This is a genomic window from Paraburkholderia sp. (assembly GCF_004298475.1).
Lineage (GTDB): Bacteria > Pseudomonadota > Gammaproteobacteria > Burkholderiales > Burkholderiaceae > Paraburkholderia > Paraburkholderia denitrificans.
This window is the reverse complement of record NZ_SCRP01000034.1, coordinates 293,263-316,126: the sequence shown is the minus strand read 5'-3', so window position 1 is coordinate 316,126 and position 22,864 is coordinate 293,263. Positions and strand designations below refer to the sequence as shown.

General features: G+C 65.3%; 18 protein-coding genes, 1 tRNA gene and 1 pseudogene. 18 read left to right on the top strand and 2 right to left on the bottom strand.

Features of this window, described 5'->3' with window-relative positions; all coding sequences use genetic code 11:
- Window positions 1-14: 14 nt before the first annotated feature.
- A complete protein-coding gene (gene lolA, locus EPN59_RS18255; protein WP_293039461.1) occupies window positions 15-731 on the top strand; it encodes an outer membrane lipoprotein chaperone LolA in 717 nt (238 codons plus the stop codon).
- A 158-nt stretch (window positions 732-889) separates the two neighbouring features.
- Here lolA and EPN59_RS18250 read toward each other — a convergent pair whose 3' ends face one another.
- The gene (locus tag EPN59_RS18250; protein WP_293039463.1) at window positions 890-1,960 is read right to left on the bottom strand and encodes an MBL fold metallo-hydrolase; all 1,071 of its coding nucleotides are present in this window, start codon (window positions 1,958-1,960) and stop codon (window positions 890-892) included.
- A gap of 243 nt (window positions 1,961-2,203) precedes the next feature.
- Here EPN59_RS18250 and EPN59_RS18245 point away from each other — a divergent pair, with 243 nt between their 5' ends.
- The 11 genes and pseudogenes from EPN59_RS18245 to bioB all read left to right on the top strand — a co-directional run bounded on the left by EPN59_RS18245 (window position 2,204) and on the right by bioB (window position 14,519).
- Entirely contained in the window at window positions 2,204-2,656 is a 453-nt protein-coding gene (locus EPN59_RS18245; protein WP_293036386.1) for a MerR family DNA-binding transcriptional regulator, read from the top strand.
- 73 nt (window positions 2,657-2,729) lie between these two features.
- Window positions 2,730-4,568 carry a bifunctional isocitrate dehydrogenase kinase/phosphatase gene (aceK, locus tag EPN59_RS18240; RefSeq protein ID WP_293036384.1) on the top strand — a complete coding sequence of 613 codons (1,839 nt, stop codon included), beginning with the start codon at window positions 2,730-2,732 and terminating at the stop codon, window positions 4,566-4,568.
- Between the two features lie 27 nt (window positions 4,569-4,595).
- The gene (gene can / locus EPN59_RS18235) at window positions 4,596-5,363 is read left to right on the top strand and encodes a carbonate dehydratase (RefSeq protein ID WP_293036382.1); all 768 of its coding nucleotides are present in this window, start codon (window positions 4,596-4,598) and stop codon (window positions 5,361-5,363) included.
- Entirely contained in the window at window positions 5,356-6,549 is a 1,194-nt protein-coding gene (locus EPN59_RS18230; RefSeq protein ID WP_293036381.1) for an acetyl-CoA C-acetyltransferase, read from the top strand. Before can ends, EPN59_RS18230 begins: the two co-directional genes overlap by 8 nt.
- A gap of 84 nt (window positions 6,550-6,633) precedes the next feature.
- Entirely contained in the window at window positions 6,634-7,311 is a 678-nt protein-coding gene (locus EPN59_RS18225; RefSeq protein ID WP_293046552.1) for an SDR family oxidoreductase, read from the top strand.
- 98 nt (window positions 7,312-7,409) lie between these two features.
- The gene (locus EPN59_RS18220) at window positions 7,410-7,862 is read left to right on the top strand and encodes a YchJ family protein (RefSeq protein ID WP_293038458.1); all 453 of its coding nucleotides are present in this window, start codon (window positions 7,410-7,412) and stop codon (window positions 7,860-7,862) included.
- Window positions 7,863-8,446: 584 nt separating this feature from the next.
- Window positions 8,447-9,856, top strand: a complete 1,410-nt coding sequence (locus EPN59_RS18215) for a CocE/NonD family hydrolase (RefSeq protein WP_293038461.1) — start codon at window positions 8,447-8,449, stop codon at window positions 9,854-9,856.
- 333 nt (window positions 9,857-10,189) lie between these two features.
- Window positions 10,190-11,545, top strand: a complete 1,356-nt coding sequence (bioA, locus tag EPN59_RS18210; protein WP_293038463.1) for an adenosylmethionine--8-amino-7-oxononanoate transaminase — start codon at window positions 10,190-10,192, stop codon at window positions 11,543-11,545.
- Window positions 11,545-12,741 (top strand): 8-amino-7-oxononanoate synthase, encoded by a 1,197-nt coding sequence (gene bioF / locus EPN59_RS18205; RefSeq protein ID WP_293038466.1) that lies wholly within the window; start codon window positions 11,545-11,547, stop codon window positions 12,739-12,741. Before bioA ends, bioF begins: the two co-directional genes overlap by 1 nt.
- Window positions 12,738-13,370 (top strand): annotated as a pseudogene (bioD, locus tag EPN59_RS18200) (dethiobiotin synthase); the annotation flags it as partial. The gene bioF and the pseudogene bioD, both read left to right, overlap by 4 nt.
- A gap of 99 nt (window positions 13,371-13,469) precedes the next feature.
- Window positions 13,470-14,519, top strand: a complete 1,050-nt coding sequence (gene bioB / locus EPN59_RS18195; RefSeq protein WP_293038484.1) for a biotin synthase BioB — start codon at window positions 13,470-13,472, stop codon at window positions 14,517-14,519.
- 224 nt (window positions 14,520-14,743) lie between these two features.
- Here bioB and cytX read toward each other — a convergent pair whose 3' ends face one another.
- On the bottom strand, window positions 14,744-16,072 hold the full coding sequence (gene cytX / locus EPN59_RS18190; protein ID WP_293038469.1) for a putative hydroxymethylpyrimidine transporter CytX: 1,329 nt from the start codon (window positions 16,070-16,072) through the stop codon (window positions 14,744-14,746).
- Window positions 16,073-16,343: 271 nt separating this feature from the next.
- Between cytX and EPN59_RS18185 the strand changes: the two genes are divergently transcribed.
- The 6 genes from EPN59_RS18185 to minC all read left to right on the top strand — a co-directional run bounded on the left by EPN59_RS18185 (window position 16,344) and on the right by minC (window position 22,833).
- Window positions 16,344-17,699: a replication-associated recombination protein A gene (locus EPN59_RS18185; protein ID WP_293038472.1), complete on the top strand. Its 1,356-nt coding sequence runs from the start codon at window positions 16,344-16,346 to the stop codon at window positions 17,697-17,699.
- Between the two features lie 125 nt (window positions 17,700-17,824).
- Entirely contained in the window at window positions 17,825-19,117 is a 1,293-nt protein-coding gene (gene serS, locus EPN59_RS18180; RefSeq protein ID WP_293038475.1) for a serine--tRNA ligase, read from the top strand.
- A gap of 157 nt (window positions 19,118-19,274) precedes the next feature.
- Window positions 19,275-19,364 (top strand) — tRNA-Ser (locus EPN59_RS18175).
- A gap of 904 nt (window positions 19,365-20,268) precedes the next feature.
- A complete protein-coding gene (gene map / locus EPN59_RS18170) occupies window positions 20,269-21,054 on the top strand; it encodes a type I methionyl aminopeptidase (RefSeq protein ID WP_293038478.1) in 786 nt (261 codons plus the stop codon).
- 164 nt (window positions 21,055-21,218) lie between these two features.
- Window positions 21,219-21,758 carry a GNAT family N-acetyltransferase gene (locus EPN59_RS18165; protein ID WP_293038481.1) on the top strand — a complete coding sequence of 180 codons (540 nt, stop codon included), beginning with the start codon at window positions 21,219-21,221 and terminating at the stop codon, window positions 21,756-21,758.
- A gap of 241 nt (window positions 21,759-21,999) precedes the next feature.
- Window positions 22,000-22,833, top strand: a complete 834-nt coding sequence (minC, locus tag EPN59_RS18160) for a septum site-determining protein MinC (RefSeq protein WP_293046549.1) — start codon at window positions 22,000-22,002, stop codon at window positions 22,831-22,833.
- Window positions 22,834-22,864: the final 31 nt, after the last annotated feature.

Sequence of the window (22,864 nt, the reverse complement as noted above, 5' to 3'; positions counted from 1 at the left end):
TGGAGAACGAATTGATGCAGTTCCAGGCAGGACTTTCCACCCGTCTCGTTCAAGTGGGCGCCCGTGCGGCGCGCACGTGCGCGCTCGCGCTCGGCGTGTCCGTGCTGATGGCGTCGCACGCGTTCGCGGGCGGCACCGATCAGCTCAAACAGTTCGTCGCGCAGGTGCATTCGGCGCGCGGCGAATTCGTGCAGCGCGAGCTGAAAGTGCCCTCCGGCGCGGCGAACGCGAGTGAGGCGATAGCCACGGCCACGGCGAACGCGAAGACTTCGAGCGGCACGTTCGTCTTCGCACGGCCGGGCAAGTTCATCTGGCAATACCAGAAGCCGTATCAGCAGCTGCTGCAGTCGGACGGCGAAAACCTCTTCGTCTACGACAAGGACCTGAACCAGGTCACCGAGCGCAAGCTTGGCGGCGCGCTCGGCGCGAGCCCGGCGGCGATCCTGTTCGGCAGCAACGATCTGGAGAAAAACTTCACGCTGCGCGACGCGGGCGTGAAGGGCGGCATCGACTGGCTGGAGCTGATTCCGAAGGCGAAGGACACGCAGTTTCAGAGCGTCGGCATCGGCTTTCGCGACGGCAATCTGCAGGCGATGGAACTGCACGACGTGTTCGGCAACGTGACGCTGCTCACGTTCTCCAACATTCAGAAGAATCCGTCGCTGAGCGCGTCGGCATTCAAGTTCGTCCGGCCCGCAGGCTCCGATCTCGTGACCGGCGGCGATAACTGACGCTCGCGTGTGACCGGCACGGCGCCAGAAGTGCACCGGAAAGCCAATAGAAACGGAAACGGGCGGCTCATTGCGAGCCGCCCATTTGCTTTCTGCTTCGCGTGTTTGGGAAATGGCAGCGGATCGGGTCGAAACTCAGGCCGAAAATCAGGCCGGATTCACGCGGAAAAACGGATCACGCCGTCCGTGCCGGTCGTGCGTCTGAGCTTGCCCGCGAGCCAGAGCAGATGCAGGTGCGCGAGCGCTTCGCCCATCGCGAAAGTCATCTGGTGGATGTCGAGTTCGCGCTTGAACATGAGCGGCACGATGTCGGCGGCGCTGCGCGGCTTCGCCGCGCACGCTTCCATGACTTCGGCAAGGCGCGCATCGTGGTGCGCGCGCAGTTGCGCGACGCGCGTGCGCACGCCGCGAAACGGCTTGCCGTGCGAGGGCAGCACGAGCGTGTCTTCGGCCATCGTCTCGTAACGTCCGAGCGATTCGAGGTACAGGCCGAGTGGATTGGCTTCCGGCTCCATTTCGAACACGGAGACATTGGTCGAGATGCGCGGCAGCACCATGTCGCCGGACAGCAGCACGCCGGTTTGCTCGCACCACAGCGCGCAATGCTCCGGCGAATGGCCGTAGCCTGTGACGACGCGCCACGCGTGAGCGCCGATCGTCACGACGTCGGCTTCGCGCAGGCGGCGGAATTGCGTCGGCAGCGCGGGCACGAGGTTCGCGTAGTAGCCTCGGCGGTTGCGCAGCTTGTCTTGCGATTGCGCATCGACAAGACCGTGCAGCCCGAAGTGACGCGCCGCGCTTTCGCCGCCTGCGTTCGAACCCTCGCCGGACGCCATCACGCGCGCGCTCGCATACTCGCCGAGCGTCGCCCACAGGCGCACGTTCCAGCGCTCTTTGTCGCCGCCCGTGCAGATCCACTGCGCGAGGCCGATGTGGTCGGGATGGCAGTGCGTGACGAGCACGCGCAGCACCGGCAGGCCTTCGAGCGCCGTGTCGAACACCTGCTCCCAGTGCGCCTTGATCGTGTCGCTGGCAATGCCGCAATCCACCACGGTCCAGCCCGGCTGGCCGTCGATTTCGTCGCGCAGCAGCCACAGGTTGATGTGATCGAGCGCGAACGGCAGCGGCATGCGCAGCCACTTGACGCCGGGGGCGACGTCGAAGACGCGGCCGGGTTCCGGCAGGGTGTCGGCGTACGGATAGTCGAGCTGGTGTTCGAGAGCGTTCATTGCGGGTGTGTTCTCCTTTGTCGCCGCCGCGGGCAAGGCTGGCTTTCCGGCATGGTTGCCGCGTCGCATCAATCCCGCAAGCTGATATATCTCACTCCGGGCGCGCCCGGAGTGCACGTCCCGGGTGCGCGCCGGTTGCACTGCGGTTGCGTAACCAGCAGGTTGACGATAACGTAAACGCCGATTCTATCGTTCAATGCACGGACCTGCTGGCGGCAGCGTGCCTGCCGTTCACTGCTCACCATGACCCAGTACACGATTAGCGAACTCGCCCGCGAATTCGACGTGACGCCGCGCGCGATCCGTTTCTACGAGGACCAGGGCCTGCTCGCACCCAGCCGGGAAGGCGCGGGCGGCCTCAAGCGCGTGTTTTCGGGGCGTGATCGCACGCGCTTGCGCCTCACGCTGCGCGGCAAGCGGCTCGGCTTTACGCTGTCGGAGATCCGCACGCTGCTCGACCTGTACGATTCGCCGACCGACACGCTCCCCCAGTTGCAGGCGTTTCTCGATACGGTCGTGCGCCACCGCGAGATCCTCGAGCGCCAGCGCGCCGATCTCGACGCCACGCTCGAAGATCTCGCGCAGTACGAGACGCAGGCGCGCGAACTGCTCGCACGCACCGATACGCGGGCAGACGAAGCGGCAGACGAAGTGGCAGACGAAGCGACAAACGAAACGACAGACGCGCGGAAGTAGCCGTGTCTGCCATCCGGTTCATTGAAGGCGTTGCTTCGCGACGCACGTTACAGACAAAGGCGGCAAGGCCGCGATGAAACACTTTCCGAAACTGCTCTCGTCGCAGATTGGCTTCGACGTTGCGCAGACGATACTCGAGGGCTTCAACCGCCACTACGGCAATTTCTGCGACGCGGCGGTGCGCGCGAAGGGGCTTTTCGAGTCGGCGGACTGGCACGGCGTGCAGCGGCTCGCGCGCGAGCGCATCGCGTCGTACGACGAGCGCGTCAAGCACTGCGTGGTGACGCTGGAAGACGAGTACGACGCGGAAACCATCGACGACGACGTGTGGCAGCAGATCAAGCTGCACTACATCGGCTTGCTCACGACGCACCGGCAGCCCGAGTGCGCCGAAACGTTCTTCAACTCGGTGTGCTGCAAGATCCTGCATCGCTCGTACTTCAACAACGACTTCATCTTCGTGCGGCCCGCGATTTCGACGGAATACATCGAAAACGACGAGCCCGCGGCGAAGCCGGCCTACCGCGCGTACTACCCCGGCAAGGACGGGCTCGCGGCAACGTTCGAGCGTATCGTCACGAACTTCCAGCTGGAGACGCCGTTCGAGGACCTCGCGCGCGACGTGCAGTGCGTGCTGCGCGCGCTGCGCGACACCTTCGGCGAAGTCGAGCCGAAGCCCAATTTCCAGATTCACGCGCTGTCGTCGCTGTTCTTTCGCAACCAGTCGGCGTACGTGATCGGACGCATCATCAACGGCGATCTGCTCGCGCCCTTCGTCCTGCCGATCCGCCATGTGGCGGGCGGCCGGCTCGCGCTCGACGCCGTGCTGCTGCGCCCCGAGCAACTGCTCGTCATGTTCAGCTTCGCGCATTCGTATTTTCTCGTCGACATGGGCGTGCCGTCGGCCTACGTCGAGTTTTTGCGCACGATCATGCCGCTCAAGCCCAAGGGCGAGATCTACACGTCGCTCGGGTTGCAGAAGCAGGGCAAGAATCTCTTCTACCGCGATCTGCTGCACCATCTTTCGTATTCGTCGGACCGGTTCGCCACTGCGCCCGGCATCCGCGGCATGGTGATGATCGTGTTTACGCTGCCGTCGTTTCCGTACGTGTTCAAGGTCATCAAGGACAGCTTTCCTGCGCCGAAGGAAACCACGCGTGAAGAAGTCGAGGCGAAGTATCAGCTCGTCAAGCGCCACGACCGTCTGGGGCGTCTGGCCGATACGCTCGAATATTCGAGCGTCGCGCTGCCCGTCGCGAGGCTCGACGAAGCGCTCGTGCGCGAACTGCAGCAGTCCGCGCCGTCGATGATCGAGTACGAGGGCGACAACCTCGTGATCCGCCATCTGTATATCGAGCGCCGCATGGTGCCGCTCAACCTGTGGCTGCAGAACGGCAGCGACGCGCAGATCGAGCACGGCATCCGCGAATACGGCAACGCGGTCAAGGATCTGATGCACGCCAACATTTTCCCCGGCGACATGCTGTACAAGAATTTCGGCGTGACCCGCCACGGCCGCGTGGTGTTCTACGACTACGACGAAATCGAATACCTGACCGACTGCAACATCCGGACAGTGCCTGAACCGCGCAATGAGGAAGACGAATTGTCCAGCGAGCCGTGGTATTCGATTGGCCCGCGCGATATCTTTCCCGAGACCTATCGCACGTTCCTGCTCGGTGACCCGCGTGTGCAACGTTATTTCCTCGCGTATCATCCGGACTTCTTCGACCCGGCGCTCTGGCAGGAGAGCAAGGCGCGACTCATCGCGGGCGAAGTGCCGGACGTTTTTCCCTACGATCCGTCGATGCGCTTTTGCGCGCGCTACCCGGAAAGTTATTTGAAGGGCGAACCGGGTGGTGAACTGAAGGGCGAACTGAAAGAAGCCACCCCGGCGGCGCGCGTCGCCTGACGCTCACGGATCAACCAGCTAAACGACATGACATCCATCCCTGACAATCCGCTTGCTCAACTGTTCGAGAACAACGAAAAGTGGGTCACCGCGCGTCTCGCCGCCGATCCCGAGTACTTTTCACGCCTCGCGCACCAGCAAGCGCCCGAATACCTGTGGATCGGCTGCTCCGATTCGCGCGTGCCTGCGAACCAGATCATCGGCCTGCCGCCGGGCGAGGTGTTCGTCCATCGCAACATCGCGAACGTCGTCGTGCACACCGACCTCAACTGTCTTTCGGTGATCCAGTTCGCCGTCGATCTGCTGAAGGTGAAGCACATCATGGTGGTCGGCCACTACGGCTGCTCGGGCGTGGGTGCGGCGCTGCACGGCAAGCGCATCGGCCTCGCCGACAACTGGCTCCATCACGTTCAGGACGTGCGCGGCAAGCACGCGGCGCTGCTCGAAGAGTGGCCGATGGGCGAGGCGCGCCATCGCCGCCTCGTCGAGTTGAACACGATCGAGCAGGTTGCGAACACGTGCCGCACGACCATCGTCGGCGATGCATGGGCGCGCGGCCAGTCGCTCACGGTGCATGGCTGGGCCTACGGCGTGCACGACGGGCGTGTGCGCGACCTGGGCATGACCGTCAGCGGGCCGCAGCAATTGCAGGAGACGTATGAGCGTTGTGTCGCGGGCGTGTCCGCGCATCGCGCCCATGAGGCAGATAACGACGTCGTTGCCGCGGACGCCGCCAGTCTTGGCGATGTGCCGGCCGTCGTCGCAGGAGTCATCAAGGAGCTTAAACATGAGTGAGACATTGAAGGACCCGATCGTCATCGTCTCGGCGGCGCGCACGCCGATGGCCGGTTTTCAGGGCGATTTCGCCTCGCTGGCGGCGCCGCAGCTCGGCGCAGCGGCGATTGCTGCGGCCGTCGAGCGCGCGGGCCTCGCACCGGCGCAGATCGACGAAGCCGTGATGGGCTGCGTGCTGCCCGCGGGGCAGGGCCAGGCGCCCGCGCGCCAGGCGGCGCTCGGCGCGGGCTTGCCGCTCGCAGTGGGCGCGACGACCGTCAACAAGATGTGCGGCTCGGGCATGCGCGCGGTGATGTTCGCGCATGACATGCTGCTGGCCGGCTCGGTGGACGTGATCGTCGCGGGCGGGATGGAGAGCATGTCGAATGCGCCGTACCTGCTGCCGAAAGCGCGCGCGGGCATGCGCATGGGCCACGGCCAGGTGCTCGACCACATGTTTCTCGACGGCCTCGAAGATGCCTACGACAAGGGCCGTCTGATGGGCACCTTCGCCGAGGAGTGCGCGGGCGAGTACAACTTCTCGCGCGAGAGCCAGGATGCGTTCGCGATCGAGTCGCTCAAGCGCGCGAAGCGCGCCAACGAGGACGGTTCGTTCGCGTGGGAAATCGCGCCGGTGAAGGTCGCGTCGCGCGCGGGGGAAACGACGATCTCGCGCGACGAGCAGCCGTTCAAGGCCAATCCCGACAAGATCCCGACGCTCAAGCCCGCGTTCAGCAAGACCGGCACGGTGACGGCGGCGAATTCGTCGTCGATTTCGGACGGCGCGGCGGCACTCGTGCTGATGCGCGAATCGACGGCCAGGCGCCTTGGCGTGAGCCCGCTCGCGCGTGTGGCGGGGCATTCGACCTTCGCGCAGCAGCCGTCGAAGTTCACGACCGCGCCGGTCGGCGCGATTGCGAAGCTCTACGAGAAGACCGGCTGGCGGGCGAACGACGTCGATCTCTATGAGATCAACGAGGCGTTCGCCGTGGTCACGATGGCCGCGATGAAGGAGCACGATCTGCCGCACGACAAGGTCAACGTCAACGGCGGCGCGTGCGCGCTCGGCCACCCGATCGGCGCATCGGGCGCGCGCATTCTCGTCACGCTGATCGGCGCGCTGCGGGCACGCGGCGGCAAGCGCGGCGTCGCGAGCCTGTGCATCGGCGGCGGCGAGGCGACGGCGATGGGCATCGAATTGCTGTAACGCGAGCGAACTGCGGTAGGCTGTTTAGCGGCGCGCGGCCTCGCGACATCGAGGCCGCGCGCGACAGAAAACCGGAGTGGCGACATGAAAACAGCGTTGATCGTAGGTGCGTCGCGCGGCCTTGGCCGCGAGTTTGCGCAGCAGTATGCGAAGGCGGGCTGGCGCGTGCTCGCCACGGCGCGCACCAGCGCCGCGCTGGACGAACTGGGCAGGCACAACGTGCGGCCGTTTCAGCTCGACGTCACGCGGCCCGACGAGATCTCGGCGCTCGGCGCGGCGCTCGAAGGCGAGCGGCTCGACGTGGTGCTCATCGTGTCGGGCGTCTACGGCCCGCGCACCGAGGGCGTCGAAACGATCTCGGCCGAGGATTTCGACCGCGTGATGACCACCAACGTGCGCGGTCCGATGCAACTGATTCCGGTGCTGCTGCCGCTCGTCGATGCGGCCAACGGCGTGCTGGCCGTGCTGTCGAGCCGCATGGGCAGCATCGGGCAGACCACGGGCACGACGGGCTGGCTCTATCGCGTGAGCAAGGCGGCGCTCAACGATGTGATCAAGATCACCTCGCTCCAGACGCGCCGCGCCACCTGCATCGCGCTGCATCCGGGCTGGGTGCGCACCGACATGGGCGGCCCGCAGGCGGCGATCGACGCCGCGCGCAGCGTCACGGGCATGCGCGAGGTGATAGCCGAAGCGGCGGCCGCGCGCGACGTGTTCAACGGACGCTTCTTCCAGTACGACGGCACCGAACTCGACTGGTGACGTACCGATCCTGACCGCGCACGCTGTCGCGGTCTTTTTGCTTGACGGGCGTGCGCGCGGCGCGCCGCCCGAACGGAATTTCCCCTGATTTTCTCTCGATGAATGCTGAAACCTCGCGCGCCGCACGGCCTGCCGATTGTCCGTGCGGCGGCGCCGCGCCGAACCTGAAAGCCACCGCGAAGCCGCCGCGCTACGCGGCGTGCTGCGGCCGTTTCATCGACGCGGGCGCACAGCCCGAAACGGCGCTCGAACTGATGCGCTCGCGCTACACGGCCTACGTACTCGGCGAGAGCGCGTATCTGCGTGCAACCTGGGCCTGCGAAACGTGCCCGCCGGACCTCGACGTGGATCCGTTGGCGCCCGCTGCGCCGCGCTGGCTTGGACTCGCAATCAAGCGTCATGAGCAGACGGATGCAACGCATGCGGTCGTCGAATTCGTCGCACGCTACAAGACCGGAGGCCGCGCCTCGCGGCTGCATGAAGTGAGCCGTTTCACGCGCGCGGAGGATGGCCGTTGGCGTTATGTCGACGGCGATGTCACGGATACCTGAATGCCTGCACGCGTGAGCGCCAATCCCCCGCGCGGCCACTGCAACGCGTCCATGTTTGAATACATTCGCCTGAATACGTAAGCGCCCAAATCCTCGGGTTTTTCCGGAATTGATGCGAGAAGTGTGCGACGAATGTGCGCGCACAAAATGACCGGATTCGCACGAGCGCCAAGCCCTGCCGGGCACACGTCGCACTGGCATGTGTTATGCCGGGAAACCCCTGTATTGCGCAGCAATAAATTGTTGTGCGACTATGAAATCACGGTGTTCGCAGTTCGCATAAGTCAGAGGTTAAACATGGCTTGTGCGTTCGGTGCGCGATTCGGTCAACCGGCGGTTTTGCCTCGCGATTTTGCTTCGATGGCGACGCCCGGTTCAGGTCCGAAACGTTGCACGGCGAGCGTCGCCGGGGCGCGATTGCACGATTGCTGCGCGTTTCGATAGTGGTGTTCCGATTGGCTTTTCCCCGCGAAGGGTCGCCCAGGCACGTGTCTTGCGAGATGCGCAGCGGCTGTCGTCGCGCCGGAAATCGGGCCGGCCGGAGTAAGACGGATTCAACAACGATTCTCGCGGGCGGGTGGCGCATGGCGTTCAAAAAGCTACTGACCGGTTGGGTGTTGGCTGGCACGGCGTGTGTCTTTTCGGTCGCGCACGCAGCATCGCTTGCCGATCCGCAAGGACCGCACCGCGTCGCACCTGTTGCTGCCGCCGCAGCCAACGTTCAACGCGTCGAACCGGTCTCGGCCGGGTCGCTCGGCAGCGCCAATGTCCCGCGTCTCGCGCTCGACGACAGCTGGCTGCCTGCCGTGCGCGCCGACATGAATGCGCGGGTAATCCGTATTCCTGTCGACGCCGATGGCGACATCACGCTCGAAACCACGATTTACCGCCCGGAAGGCCCCGGCCCGTTCCCGATGGTGGTGTTCAATCACGGCAAGATTCTCGGCGACCCGCGTAATCAGGCGCGCAGCGATCCCGTTTCGTTCGCGCGCGAATTCGTGCGGCGCGGCTATGTGGTCGTCGCGCCGAACCGCCGCGGCTTCGCAGGCTCGGGCGGCGACTACGTACAGGACGGCTGCGATGTGGCGAGCAATGGACTCGACCAGGCTGCCGATGTCGCCGCGACCGTCGCCTATATGTCGAGGCAGCCGTACGTCGACGCGAACCACATCGTGGTGGCGGGAACGTCGCACGGCGGTTTGGCGACGATTGCCTACGGCACCGAAGCCGCGCAGGGCGTGCGCGCGCTCATCAACTTCTCGGGCGGCCTGCGCCAGGACACCTGCAAGGGCTGGCAGGACAACCTGACCCAGGCCTTCGGCGGCTACGGCGGCAAGGCGCGCGTGGCGTCGCTCTGGCTTTACGGCGACAACGATTCGGTATGGACGCGCGATCTCGTCACGCGGATGTACGCGGCGTACCACGATGCTCAGGCCGCAGAAGCGCTGCCCACTGCGAGCGCGAAGCTCGTCGATTTCGGCGCGTACAAGAACGACGCGCACCGGCTGGTGGGCGACCGCGACGGCGTGAAGATCTGGTGGCCGCAGGTCGAGGTGTTCCTCGCCCGCGCGGGCATGCCGACCGCGGTCGAATATCGCGTGGCGGAGTCTGCCGCGCCGCGCGGCACGGGCTATGCCGCCATCGATTCGGTGAGCGCGGTGCCGTTCCTCGACGCGAATGGCCGCAGTGGCTACCGCAACTTCCTTTCGCAGTATTCGAGCCGCGCGTTCGCGGTGTCCGATTCGGGCGCGTGGTCGTGGGCCGAAGGCGGCGACAATCCCATGGCCGTCGCCATCGCAAACTGCCAGAAGCACAGCAGCGACGCCTGCCATCTTTACGCGGTCGACAACGCCGTGGTCTGGTCTAACGACGCAGCGATTGCCGCGCGCAACGACGCCAGCGCGGGTGTGGCGCCCGCCGTCGCCGATACCGCCAATACTCCCAATATCCCCGACATGGCCGTTCACGACGACCACGCGCTCGCGAGCCGTTAAGCGCTTCCTTACACAGCGCGCGGCGTGATGCGCGCGCTGTCTCGCGCACCTTCCGATTGCCCGATTCTGCTTGCGCGTACTGCGGCGCGTGCACGCCCTTTCTTTGCGGCACGCCAATTTTCTGTCGTTCCCACAGATTTTTTTGCGTAAGCGCAGGTCACTTTGCCGTCGTCATCTGCGGCCATTTCCGGCCTTCATTGAAGATCCGTTCCGTGCAGCCGGGAACGGCGCCGAACGTCGCCGCGCGGTGCCGCGCAAGGCCATTTTTGGGGGTAGTGCATTGCGCAGGCGTTCGCGCTACTCTCGGTCCCGCTGTCGTTTCGGGAGTCGTACTTGAATCAGCATTCCAACCTTGCCAGCGATAACTGGGTCGCGCGCAGCCTGCGCGCCGTCTGGCATCCGTGCACCCAGATGAAACACCACGAGCGCGTGCCGCTCGTTCCCGTCGCGCGCGGTGAAGGGCCGTGGCTCTACGACCGCGACGGACGGCGCTATCTCGACGCGGTCAGTTCGTGGTGGGTCAACCTGTTCGGCCACGCCAATGCGTCGATCAACGCGGCGCTCAAGGCGCAGCTCGATACGCTCGAACATGTGATGCTCGCGGGCTGCACGCACGAACCCGCCGTCGAACTCGCCGAGCGGCTCTCCGCACTCACCGGTCACGCGCTCGGCCATGCGTTTTTCGCGTCGGATGGCGCATCGGCCGTGGAAATCGCGCTGAAGATGAGCTTTCACGCGTGGCGTAATCAGGGTGAAAGCGACAAGCGGGAATTCGTCTGTCTTGCGAACAGCTATCACGGCGAGACGATCGGCGCGCTGGCCGTGACCGATGTCAAGATCTTCCGGGATGCATACGATCCGTTGCTCCATCACGCGCATGTCGTCGCGTCGCCCGATGCGCGCGCCGCACGCGAGGGCGAATCGGCCGCCGACGTGGCGCGGCGCGCACTGGCCGACGTGGAGAAGCTGTTCGAGGCGCGCAGCGCGCACATCGCCGCGCTGATCGTCGAGCCGCTCGTGCAGTGCGCGGCAGGCATGGCCATGCACGATCCTGCGTACCTCAAGGGCCTGCGCGCGCTGTGCGACCGCTATCGCGTGCATCTGATCGCCGATGAAATCGCCGTGGGCTGCGGCCGTACGGGCACGTTCTTCGCTTGCGAGCAGGCGGACATCTGGCCCGATCTGCTGACGCTTTCGAAGGGCATCAGCGGCGGCTATCTGCCGCTCTCGATCGTGCTCTCCCGCGATGCGATTTTCGACGCCTTCTACGACAACGACACCACGCGCGGCTTTCTCCATTCGCACTCGTACACGGGCAATCCGCTCGCGTGCCGCGCGGCGCTCGCGACGCTCGACCTGATCGAGCAGGGCGATGTGCTGGCCGCGAACGTGCGCAAGTCGGCGCGCCTGCGTGATGCGTTCGCGCCGCTCGCGGCGCATCCGCTGGTGCGCAATATGCGCCAGCGCGGCACGATCCTCGCGTTCGACGCCCGGATCGACGATGCAGCACGCGCGGCCACGTTCTCGCGACGCTTCTTCGAGCAGGCGCTCAAGCGCGAGTTGCTGCTGCGGCCCATCGGCACGACGGTGTACGTCATGCCGCCGTACATCCTCGATGAAGAAACCCAGACATTACTCGCCGAACGCACGCGCGAGACATTTGACGCCGTAGTGGCGGAGGACCTCTGATGCAGTTGCTGGACACACTTGAACAGGGTTTGCGCGAACTGGATGCGCGCGGCCTGCGCCGCCGCCGCCGCACGCTCGACACGCCTTGCGATGCGCACATGCGCGTCGATGGCGTCGATATGATCGGCTTCGCGAGCAACGACTACCTCGGCCTTGCCGCGCATCCGCAACTCGTGGCCGCGCTCGCGGCAGGCTCGCAGCGCTACGGCGCGGGCAGCGGCGGTTCGCATCTGCTCGGCGGGCATTCGCGCGCACATGCGCAGCTCGAAGACGATCTCGCGCAATTCGCGGGCGGCTTCGTGGACGACGCGCGCGCGCTGTACTTCAGCACCGGCTACATGGCGAACCTCGCGGTGGTGACGGCGCTGGCCGGGCGCGGCACGACGCTCTTCTCGGATGAGCTGAATCACGCGTCGCTGATCGACGGCGCGCGCCTTTCGCGCGCGGACATCCAGATCTATCCGCACGCCGATGTCGATGCGCTGAGCGCCCTGCTCGAAGCGTCCGGCGACGGCCCGAAAGTGATCGTCAGCGACACCGTGTTCAGCATGGACGGCGACATCGCGCCGCTCGCGCGCCTCGTCGAACTCGCCGAGCGGCACGAGGCGTGGCTCATCGTCGACGATGCGCACGGCTTCGGCGTGCTCGGCCCGCAAGGGCGCGGCGCAGTCGCCGAGGCTGGGTTGCGCTCGCCCAATCTCGTGATGGTCGGCACGCTCGGCAAGGCCGCGGGCGTGGCCGGCGCATTCGTCGCGGCGCATGCGACGGTCTGCGAATGGCTCGTGCAGCGTGCGCGCCCGTATATCTTCACGACGGCCTCGGCGCCGTCCGTGGCGCATGCGGTGTCGGCGAGCCTGCGCGTCATCGCCAGCGACGAGGGCGATGCGCGGCGCGCGCATCTGCGCAAGCTGATCGAGCGCACGCGCGCCATCCTCAAGGAAACATGCTGGACGCCGGTCGATTCGCAGACGGCCGTGCAGCCCCTCGTGATCGGCGCCAACGACGCGACGCTCGCGCTTCAGGCCGCACTCGAACGCGACGGCCTCTGGGTGCCCGCGATCCGTCCGCCGACCGTGCCGGCGGGCACGTCGCGGCTGCGCATTTCGCTCTCGGCCGCGCACTCCGAAGCCGACATCGAACGTCTGCACGCGTCGCTGCAACGCGCGAGCCGCGAAGCGCAGGAGCGCGCGCAATGAGTGCGGTGATGTCGTTTTTCGTGGCGGGCACCGATACGGAAATCGGCAAGACCTTCGTGAGCGCCGCATTGTTGCGCGGCTTCGCGCGCGCGGGTCTGCGCGCTGCGGGCATGAAGCCCGTGGCGGCGGGCGCGTTCGAGCGCGACGGCGTGTGGCACAACGACGACGCCGATCAGCTCGACGCCGCCGCGAACGTGCTGCTGCCGCCCGAACTGCGCACGCCGTTTCTGCTGAAGGAGGCTGCCGCGCCGCATATCGCCGCCGCGCTCGAAGGCGTGACGCTCGACCTCGACCGCATCGTGGCGTGCTACCGGCAGGTGCGCGAGCGCGCGGATGTGGTCGTGGTGGAAGGCGTGGGCGGCTTTTGCGTGCCGCTCGACGCGACGCGCGACACGGCCGATCTCGCCGTCGCGCTCGGCCTGCCCGTGGTGCTCGTCGTGGGGATGCGGCTTGGCTGCATCAGCCACGCGCTGCTCACGGCCGAGGCGATTGCCGCGCGCGGCCTGACCATCGCGGGCTGGGTCGCGAACCGGATCGATCCGGCCATGACATTCCCCGAAGAAAACATCGCCGCGCTACGCGAGCGCCTCGCCGCGCAATTCGGCGCGCCCCTGCTTGGCGTCGTGCCGCATCTGAGCGGCGCGAGCGCCGACGCTGCAGCTACCTGTCTCGACATCGATGCGCTCACGCATCCTGCTCAAACACTGTCACGAAGGACCCACGACATCATGACTCAAACCCTCCTCGCGAACGCCGCGGACACCGAGCCGGTTCAGCCGGGCGCCACGCGCTGGCGCGTGGCCGACATCGTCGCGCTCTACGACCTGCCGTTCAACGACCTGATGTTTCGCGCACAACAGGTGCATCGCGAGCATTTCGACGCAAACGCCATGCAGCTTTCGACGCTGCTGTCGATCAAGACCGGCGGCTGCGAAGAGGACTGCGCATACTGCCCGCAGTCGTCGCATCACGACACGGGCGTCGACGCCAGCAAGCTGATGGAAGTCGAAGCGGTGCTGAAGGCGGCCAGCGCGGCGAAGGCCAATGGCGCGACGCGCTTTTGCATGGGCGCGGCGTGGCGCAATCCGAAGGAGCGCCATCTTGAGCCGATCAAGGCCATGATTCGCGGCGTGAAGGAGATGGGGCTCGAAACCTGCATGACGCTAGGCATGCTCGACACGCAGCAGGCGCACGAACTCGCCGATGCGGGCCTCGACTACTACAACCACAACCTCGACACGTCGCCGGAGTTCTACGGGCAGATCATCTCGACGCGCACGTACCAGGATCGCCTCGACACGCTGGAGCGCGTGCGCGATGCGGGCATCAACGTGTGCTGCGGCGGTATTGTCGGCATGGGCGAGTCGCGCCGCGAGCGTGCGGGCCTGATCGCTCAGCTGGCGAACCTGGAGCCGTATCCGGATTCGGTGCCGATCAACAATCTCGTGCAGGTGCACGGCACGCCGCTCGAAGGCGTCGACGCGCTTGATCCGTTCGAATTCGTGCGCACGATTGCGGTTGCGCGCATCACGATGCCGAAGGCGATGGTGCGCCTCTCGGCGGGACGCGAGCAGATGGACGATGCGCTGCAGGCGCTGTGCTTCATGGCGGGCGCGAATTCGATTTTCTACGGCGATCATCTGCTCACGACCAGCAATCCCCAGGCCGAAGCGGACCGCAAGCTGCTCGCGCGGCTCGGCATTCGCACGGAAGCCGCCGAGCTGTTGCCCACGCAGGAGGACGCGCAGCAAGGCTGCTGCGGGCAGTGCGGTTCTTAAGCGGGATAGAAGCGCGGGGTAGAAGCGCGGGATCGAAGCGCAAAGCGTTCGAACCGCGCCCATGATGAAAAACGCCACGTTGCGATCTGCTCGCAGCGTGGCGTTTTTCTTGGGTATTTCGTCGGCTTTTCGTGGACGGGAAGGGCGCAGCGGCGCTTTCCTCCCGCACACGACATGGCCGCGAGCCACGGCGCATGTGACAGGCGCGTGCGCGGGCCGTGCGCTTATGCGTAAGCGGCGCGGCGGCGTCCTGCGAGCACGAGATAGCAGAGCGCGCCGATCACGAGCGAAGGCAGCGTAGCGCCGAGATTCGGCAGCCACTGATTGAGCGCCTGATAGGCGCCGAAGCCGATGGCCCACGCGGCGAAAGCGCCGACGTGCCAGCCGCCCGAATAGCCGTAGACGCCGCCCGGATCGGCGATTGCCTCTGCGTCGATGCGGCGGCGGCGCACGATGAAGTGATCGGCGAGCACGACGCCGAAAAGCGGCGCGAACACCGAACCGATGAACAGCAGGAAATTCTCGTAACGCGCCATCGGCATGACGATGCCGATCAGCGTGCACAGCGCGCCGAACGCCGCCGAGAGCCACGGTACGCTCGCGCGCGTCCAGAACGTGCCGGTCGAGACGGCAGCCGAGTGGATGTCGGCGAAGGCATTGTCGATCTCGTCGATCAGCACGAGCAGGAGCGCGAAGCCGCCGCCCGCCTGCGCGAGCGCCGAGGTGAGCAGCGCGTCGCCGCCGCCCGCCGCGAGGCCATAGATGGCGCCGAGCGCGTAGAACCACATGTTCGCAATGCCGTAGCCGAACAGCGTGCCGCGAAACGTTTCGCCCGGGCGGCGGCCAAAGCGCGTGTAATCGGCGATGAGCGGCAGCCACGAGAGCGGCATCGCGACCACGAGGTCGATGGCGCTGCCGAACGGCATCTCGCCGGTGCCGGGGCGGCGCATCAGCGCGCCGAGGTCATGGCGCGCGAGCAGGTTCCACGTGAGCCACGCGGCGCCCGCGAGCAGCAGCCAGATGCCCCACGTCCGCAGGAAGCGCCGCACGAAGGAGAGCGGGCCGCTCACGGCGAGCAGCGTCGCGAGCAGGCCGAAGACCAGCGTCCAGACGATCGGCGTCGAGAAGCCGAAGGCTTGCTTCGCGAGCGCATCGGCGGAATCGCGCATCACGATGATCTCGAATGCGCCCCAGCCGACCAGTTGCACCATGTTGATGATGGCCGGAACCGACGCGCCGCGCACACCGAGCGTCGGGCGCAGCGACGACATCGCCGCGAGGCCCGTATCCGTGCCGATCACGCCCGCGAGCGCGAGCAGCACCACGCCGATCACGCTGCCGATGCCGATTGCGCTGAGCGCGGCCGGCAGCGAGAGGCCCGGCACGAGCAGCGCGCCGGCCTGCGCGACGAGCAGGCCGATGCCAAGCGAGAACCACAGCGCGAAGGCGTCGGCGGTGCGGAACTGGCGGCGCGCGTCCGGCACGGGCACGAGCGGCGCGTAGGTGGAGCCGGAGTCGCCGGCGGGCGAATCGTGGTTCATCGGCTGGTTCATCGGGAGAACGGTCCTCTGGTGTCGTCTGTCGTTATCGGTTCGTCCGGGGCCGGATCGGCCGCGGATTGCAGGCCGACCGGGCTGACCGGGGGTGACCACGCATGCGCGGTGTGACTCGTGAGCCCGGGAAGCTCGCCCGCCCGCTCGCGCTGTCATAATGCTCGATTGCGTCCGGCGCGACTGTCCGGTCCGCCGCGCTCGGGCACGCCTCGCGCGCTGGTGCCCGACTGTCGGCGGTGCGCCCGAAAGCCGACATTATCCCGAAAACGTCATGTTTGAAGAAACCCGTGCCAACGTACCGCTCGCCGAGCGGCTGCGACCGCGCTCCATCGACGAAGTCATCGGCCAGAAGCATCTGCTGGGCCCGAACAAGCCGCTGCGCGTCGCATTCGAGTCGGGCGAAGCCCATTCGATGATCCTCTGGGGGCCGCCGGGCGTCGGCAAGACGACGCTCGCGCGCCTCATGGCCGATGCGTTCCACGCCGAATTCATTGCGCTTTCGGCAGTGCTTTCGGGCGTGAAGGACATTCGCGAGGCCGTCGAGACCGCACAGGTGCATCGCGCACACGGCCGGCAGACGCTCGTGTTCGTCGACGAAGTCCACCGCTTCAACAAGAGCCAGCAGGACGCTTTCCTGCCGCACGTCGAATCGGGGCTGTTCGTGTTCGTCGGCGCGACGACGGAGAATCCGTCGTTCGAGGTGAACAGCGCGCTGCTGTCTCGCGCGGCGGTTTATGTGCTGAAGAGCCTCGACGAGGACGAGCAGGGCGAACTGCTCGGGCGCGCGAGCGAGGAACTGGGCGGCCTGACCTTCACCGACGAGGCGAAAAAGGCGCTGATCGGCTCCGCAGACGGCGACGGCCGCAAGCTGTTGAACAATCTCGAGATCGTCGCGCGCGCGGCCTCCCGGCAAAAATCGACCGCAATCGACGAGGCGCTGCTGGGCAGCGCACTCGCCGAAAACCTGCGCCGTTTCGACAAGGGCGGCGACGCGTTCTACGACCAGATCAGCGCGCTGCACAAGTCGGTGCGCGGCAGCAACCCGGACGGCGCGCTGTACTGGTTCTGCCGCATGCTCGACGGCGGCGCCGATCCGCGCTATCTGGCGCGGCGCATCGTGCGCATGGCGTGGGAGGACATCGGGCTTGCCGACCCGCGCGCGGCGCGCATCACGCTCGACGCCGCCGAAACCTACGAGCGGCTCGGCTCGCCCGAAGGCGAACTGGCGCTCGCGCAGGCCGTGATCTATCTGGCTGTCGCGCCGAAGTCGAACGCGGGCTACATGGCGTACAACGAGGCGCGGCGCTTCGTCGGCCAGGACCAGTCGCGTGCGGTGCCGATCCACCTGCGCAACGCGCCGACGAAGCTGATGAAGGAACTCGGCTACGGCCACGAGTACCGCTACGCGCACGACGAACCCGATGCCTACGCCGCGGGCGAAACCTATCTGCCCGACGGCATGCGCGAACCGCACTGGTACCGGCCGACGCCGCGCGGGCTCGAAGGCAAGATCGGCGAGAAGCTCGGGCGGCTGGCCGAACTCGATGCGCAATGGCGCGAGGATCATCGTGACGAAATTCGCGACGAGAATCACGACGAAATTCGCGAGAAGAAGCGCAAGGGCTGAATTCCGGCCTGGGTTCGGCCTGGCCGGGGCTTGCCGCACGGCCAGCGACGGTATTGCCCACGGACTCGGCGCGCCGGTGCGCTAAAATCGCCCCTTCACACAACGAAACTGCGTCTCACAATCTCATGCTCGACATCCAGCTGCTGCGCAAAGACCTCGACGGCGTCGCGAAGCGCCTCGCCGACCGCGGCTACACCCTCGACGCCGCGGCCTTTTCGGCGCTCGAAGCGGAACGCCGCGCCATCCAGACCCGCACTGAAGAACTGCAGGCGCGCCGCAACAGCCTGTCGAAGCAGATCGGCGCGATGAAAGGCCGTGGCGAGGACACATCGGCGGTCATGGCTGAAGTCGGCGGTATCGGCGACGAGATGAAGGCGTCGGCGGCCAAGCTCGACGAAATTCAGGCGCGCCTCTCGGATCTGCTGCTCGGCGTGCCGAACCTGCCGCACGAGAGCGTTCCGGCGGGCAAGGACGAAAAAGACAACGTCGAAGTGCGCCGCTGGGGCGCGCCGCGCGCGTTCGATTTCGAGGTAAAGGATCACGTCGATATCGGCGCGCCGCTCGGGCTCGATTTCGAAACGGGCGCGAAGCTCTCGGGTGCGCGCTTCACGATGCTGCGCGGCCAGATCGCGCGCCTTCACCGTGCGCTCGCGCAGTTCATGCTCGACACGCACACGCAGCAGCACGGCTATTCGGAGACGTACACGCCGTACATCGTCAACCCGGAGATCCTGTACGGCACGGGCCAACTGCCCAAGTTCGCCGACGACATGTTCCGCGTGGAGAAGGGCGGCGGCGAGAACACGGTTACGCAGTACCTGATTTCGACGTCGGAAATCTCGCTGACGAACACGGTGCGCGAGAGCATCGTCGAGGGCAGCGCGCTGCCGATCAAGCTGACCGCACATTCGCCGTGCTTCCGCTCGGAAGCGGGCTCGTATGGCCGCGACACGCGCGGCATGATTCGCCAGCACCAGTTCGACAAGGTCGAAATGGTGCAGATCGTTGCGCCCGAAACGTCTTATGACGCGCTCGAGCAGATGGTGGTTCACGCGGAAACCATTTTGCAGAAGCTCGGCCTGCCTTATCGCGTGATCACGCTGTGCACGGGCGACATGGGCTTTTCGGCGGCGAAGACGTACGACCTCGAAGTGTGGCTGCCCGCGCAGAACACGTACCGCGAGATTTCGAGCTGCTCGAACACCGAAGCATTCCAGGCGCGCCGCATGCAGGCGCGCTACCGCAACGCGCAGGGCAAGCCGGAACACGTGCATACGTTGAACGGCTCGGGTCTCGCGGTCGGCCGCACGCTTGTCGCGGTGCTCGAAAACTATCAGGAAGCGGATGGTTCGGTGACGGTGCCCGAAGTGCTGCGGCCTTACATGGGCGGTGTGGCGCGCCTTGAAGTGGGCGCCTGATCGGGATCGAGGCGAGATCGCGTTTTCCGGTTCTCCGGATTTTTCGAAAGGGGACTTGGAAAACGCTGCAGGGTGTTCTATAATCTTCGCTTCGCCAGTCAACGACCGGGCTTGGCGAGGCAGTATTTAGTTGTAAAGCAGTACCCGGCAGTACCCCGGAGAGGTGGCAGAGTGGTCGATTGTACCTGACTCGAAATCAGGCGTACGTTTAAGCGTACCGTGGGTTCGAATCCCACCCTCTCCGCCAGAATATCTTGCAAAACCCCGCGAAATCCAGATTTCGCGGGGTTTTGTCTTTTCTCCCCGCCAAAATACCCGCCATCAAGAAAAGTGTCTGTTGCCATATTTTCTGGCTAGCAGTGCAAAACCGCGCTGGACCGATAAAATCTGTACTGATTTGCCCAGATCTTGCCAGCCGCCGCACAATCGCTTTGTGCAGAAGAATTTTCATGCCTGGCGTTTCTGAACCCGCAAAAATTGCAGCCCCGGGAATTCCAACGGAAACAATCCCCGATATGGCTATCGGTCATTCATTTTGATTTCATTAATGAACAAATGATGACGTGTCCAGGTTGATAGTAAACAGCTATTTCTTGCGCACGTAATGAAAGCGTTTGTTGAATTATCGCTTAAAAAGCAATGATTTATCACGTGAGAGCAGAGGTGTTTCCTGACGCGTATCGCGTTTGGGTAATGTAGATGCAAGTAGAGCGTGTGCTTTGAGTAAAATTCGCTAATTCGGTGTTCCACCGATGTCGGCATGGCAAATCGCACGCACGGCAGATTGCACATCTGGAAGATCTGAACGAAGCCGCCAAACCCCTATTGGAGCCGCTTTACCTATACCGAAGCGGCGGCAATGCCGACGCACCGCGTGCAAATCTGATGTAGAGCATCTTGTTGCAGGTCAGTGGCCAGAAACCGCGATGCCGTGAAGCGGCGCATGGCCAGGCGTTTTACCGACGTTGTAAGATACGCAGGCTGGCTCTGGACGATGGACGACCGGATATCGCACGAATCGCGCCCGAATCGCGCCCGAATTGGGCATGATTCTCGCCTGCCTACGATGGCGGATGCGCGCCCGGTACAATCGCTCCTTTGAATTTTGCGTGGGGTGCCGCTGGCGCCGCCGCGCCCATTTCGGTCCACAGATGGCTATAACCTACAAGTCCGCCGCCGACATCGAGCGTTTGCGCATTGCTGGCCGCCTTGCCGCCGAGGTGCTCGCCATGATTGGCGAACACGTGAGGCCCGGCGTCTCCACCGACGAGCTCGACGCGATCTGCAACGATTTCATCGTCAATACGCTAAAGTCCGTGCCGGCGAACGTCGGCTACCTCGGGTTTCCGAAGACGATCTGCTCGTCGGTCAACCAGGTCGTGTGCCATGGCATCCCGAACCGCAATGAGATCCTCAAGGACGGCGACATCATCAATATCGACGTCGCCATCATCAAGGACGGCTATTTCGGCGATACCAGCCGCATGTACACTGTCGGAACGCCGAGCACGGTCGGCCGTCAACTCGTCGATACCACGTACGAGGCGATGCTCGCCGGTATTCACCAGGTGAAGCCGGGTGCGACGCTCGGCGACATCGGGCATGCCATCCAGCGGCGCGCGCAGGCCGATGGCTTTTCGATCGTGCGCGAATATTGCGGCCACGGCATCGGCAAGGTCTACCACGAAGAGCCGCAGGTGCTGCACTACGGCCAGCCGGGGCAGGGCCTGCGTCTGAAGCCGGGCATGGTCTTCACGATCGAGCCGATGGTCAATGCGGGCCGCGCCGGCACCGCCGTCCTGCGCGACGGCTGGACCGTGGTGACGAAGGACCGCTCGCTTTCGGCGCAGTGGGAGCACATGGTGGCCGTCACGGACGACGGTTACGAGCTGTTGACCCCGTGGCCCGATGGCACCGGCGATTACGAGGCGCCATGAGCGAGGCGCCGTGAGCGAGGCGCCGTGAGCGCCATAAGCGTCGCAAGACCGACCGTAAAGTGCCATGTGCGCGACGATCGGTCATTTTTGTGAAAGAAGAATTTGACTCTCGGACGCGTTCGGTTAAAGCTACGCGTTAATGCTTTATAGGGGTTTACGACTGCATGAGTCCGTCACTGACCGTTCGCCGCATCGCTGCCGATCAAGGTGCCGTGTTGCGCGAGCTTCGAACTGCGTCATTGCGCGATGCGCCGTACGCGTTCGGCGATGCAACGCTTGAGGACGCGCTCCTGACCGATGCAGCCGTTTTCGACGCCGCTGCGGCCCGCTACGCGGACTCGCACGCCTGCACGTCATTCATTCTCTACACCGAAGGCCATCCGGCCGGGCTCATCGGCGCGACCTTCGAGACCGAGCCGACACGCCGCGCGGTCGTTTCGGCGCTGTGGGTCGCGCCCGCCGTCCGGCATCTGCGCGGCGGCGAATTGCTCCTGAACGCCGCGATCGACTGGCTCATCGCCGAAGGCGCGACACAGGTCTTCGCGTGGATCACCGACAACAACACCACGGCCATGCGCTTTTACGAGCGCCTCGGTTTCGTCGCGACCGGCGATCACGTGCGCAGCAAGCACTCGCCTGAGCAGTGGGAAATGCTGCTCGTGCGCGAGGTTGCAAGCAGCGTGCGCAGCGCGTCGTCGAATTGATCGCGCATCAAGTTCCGCAACGCGTCGTCGCTTCATCGTTCCCCATTCGATTCAATCTCGGGCAATCCTGCAGGCAGCCTCGCAGGCAATTTGCGTGCCGTGCAGGGCGGGTGCGCGTCCGGCGCGCGCATCGCGTGCGCGGCGCGTTGCATTCGTTTTGTCGCCGGGCGATTGGGCCGCTAAAAATGGTGGCCGCGCGCGTCGACGCCTGTAAAATACGCAAAATTTTTCGTCGAACGCCATGTCGCCCAGGAAATCGCCCTATTTCGAACTGAAGAGCGGCTCAGTCGATACGCTTCTGTTCGTGGTCAAGACAACCGAAGTGGATGCCATGCGCGCCGAACTCACACGGCGCTTCGAGGCCACGCCCGAATTTTTCGCAAACGATACCGTCGCCATTGACGTGCGGCGGCTCGGCGACGGCGAGGCGGTCGCGCTCGGCGACATTGCGCGCCTGCTCGAAAGCGTGAGCATGCGCCCGGTCGGCGTCGTGGCGCAGCCTGCGCAGCATGGCTGGGCCGCACACGCCGGGCTGCCGTTGCTCGAAGCGCGCGACCGTCGCGGCTCGAATGCGAAGCCCGCGGCGGAGGAAGCGCCTGCCGTTGCGGCAGCAACGACCTCCGAGGCGCAAGACGTGTCTGCTGCCGGTGCGCAATCCGGGCGCGCCGGCGTCGAGAGCGAAGCCGCTGCCGACGCCGCAATGGCGGCTGTCGAAACCGCGCAACCGGTTACGCGCGCCGAACCGACACTCGTGATCGACCGGCCGCTGCGCTCGGGGCAGCGCATCTACGCGAAGGGCGACGTTGTCGTGCTCGGCCTCGTGTCGAACGGCGCGGAAGTGATCGCCGAAGGCAACATTCACATTTATGCGCCGCTGCGCGGCCGCGCGCTCGCGGGCGTGCACGGCAATCACGATGCGCGCATTTTCTGCACGTGTCTCGAAGCGGAGCTGATTTCCATTGCGGGCATTTACCGCACCACCGAAGTGCCGCTGAGCGCCGACGTGGCTGGCAAGCCTGTGCAGATCCGGCTGGACCAGGAAAAGCTGTTGATCGAACCGTTGAGGCTCACCTGAGGCGCTGCCTCGCGCGCTTCATGCAGCACGC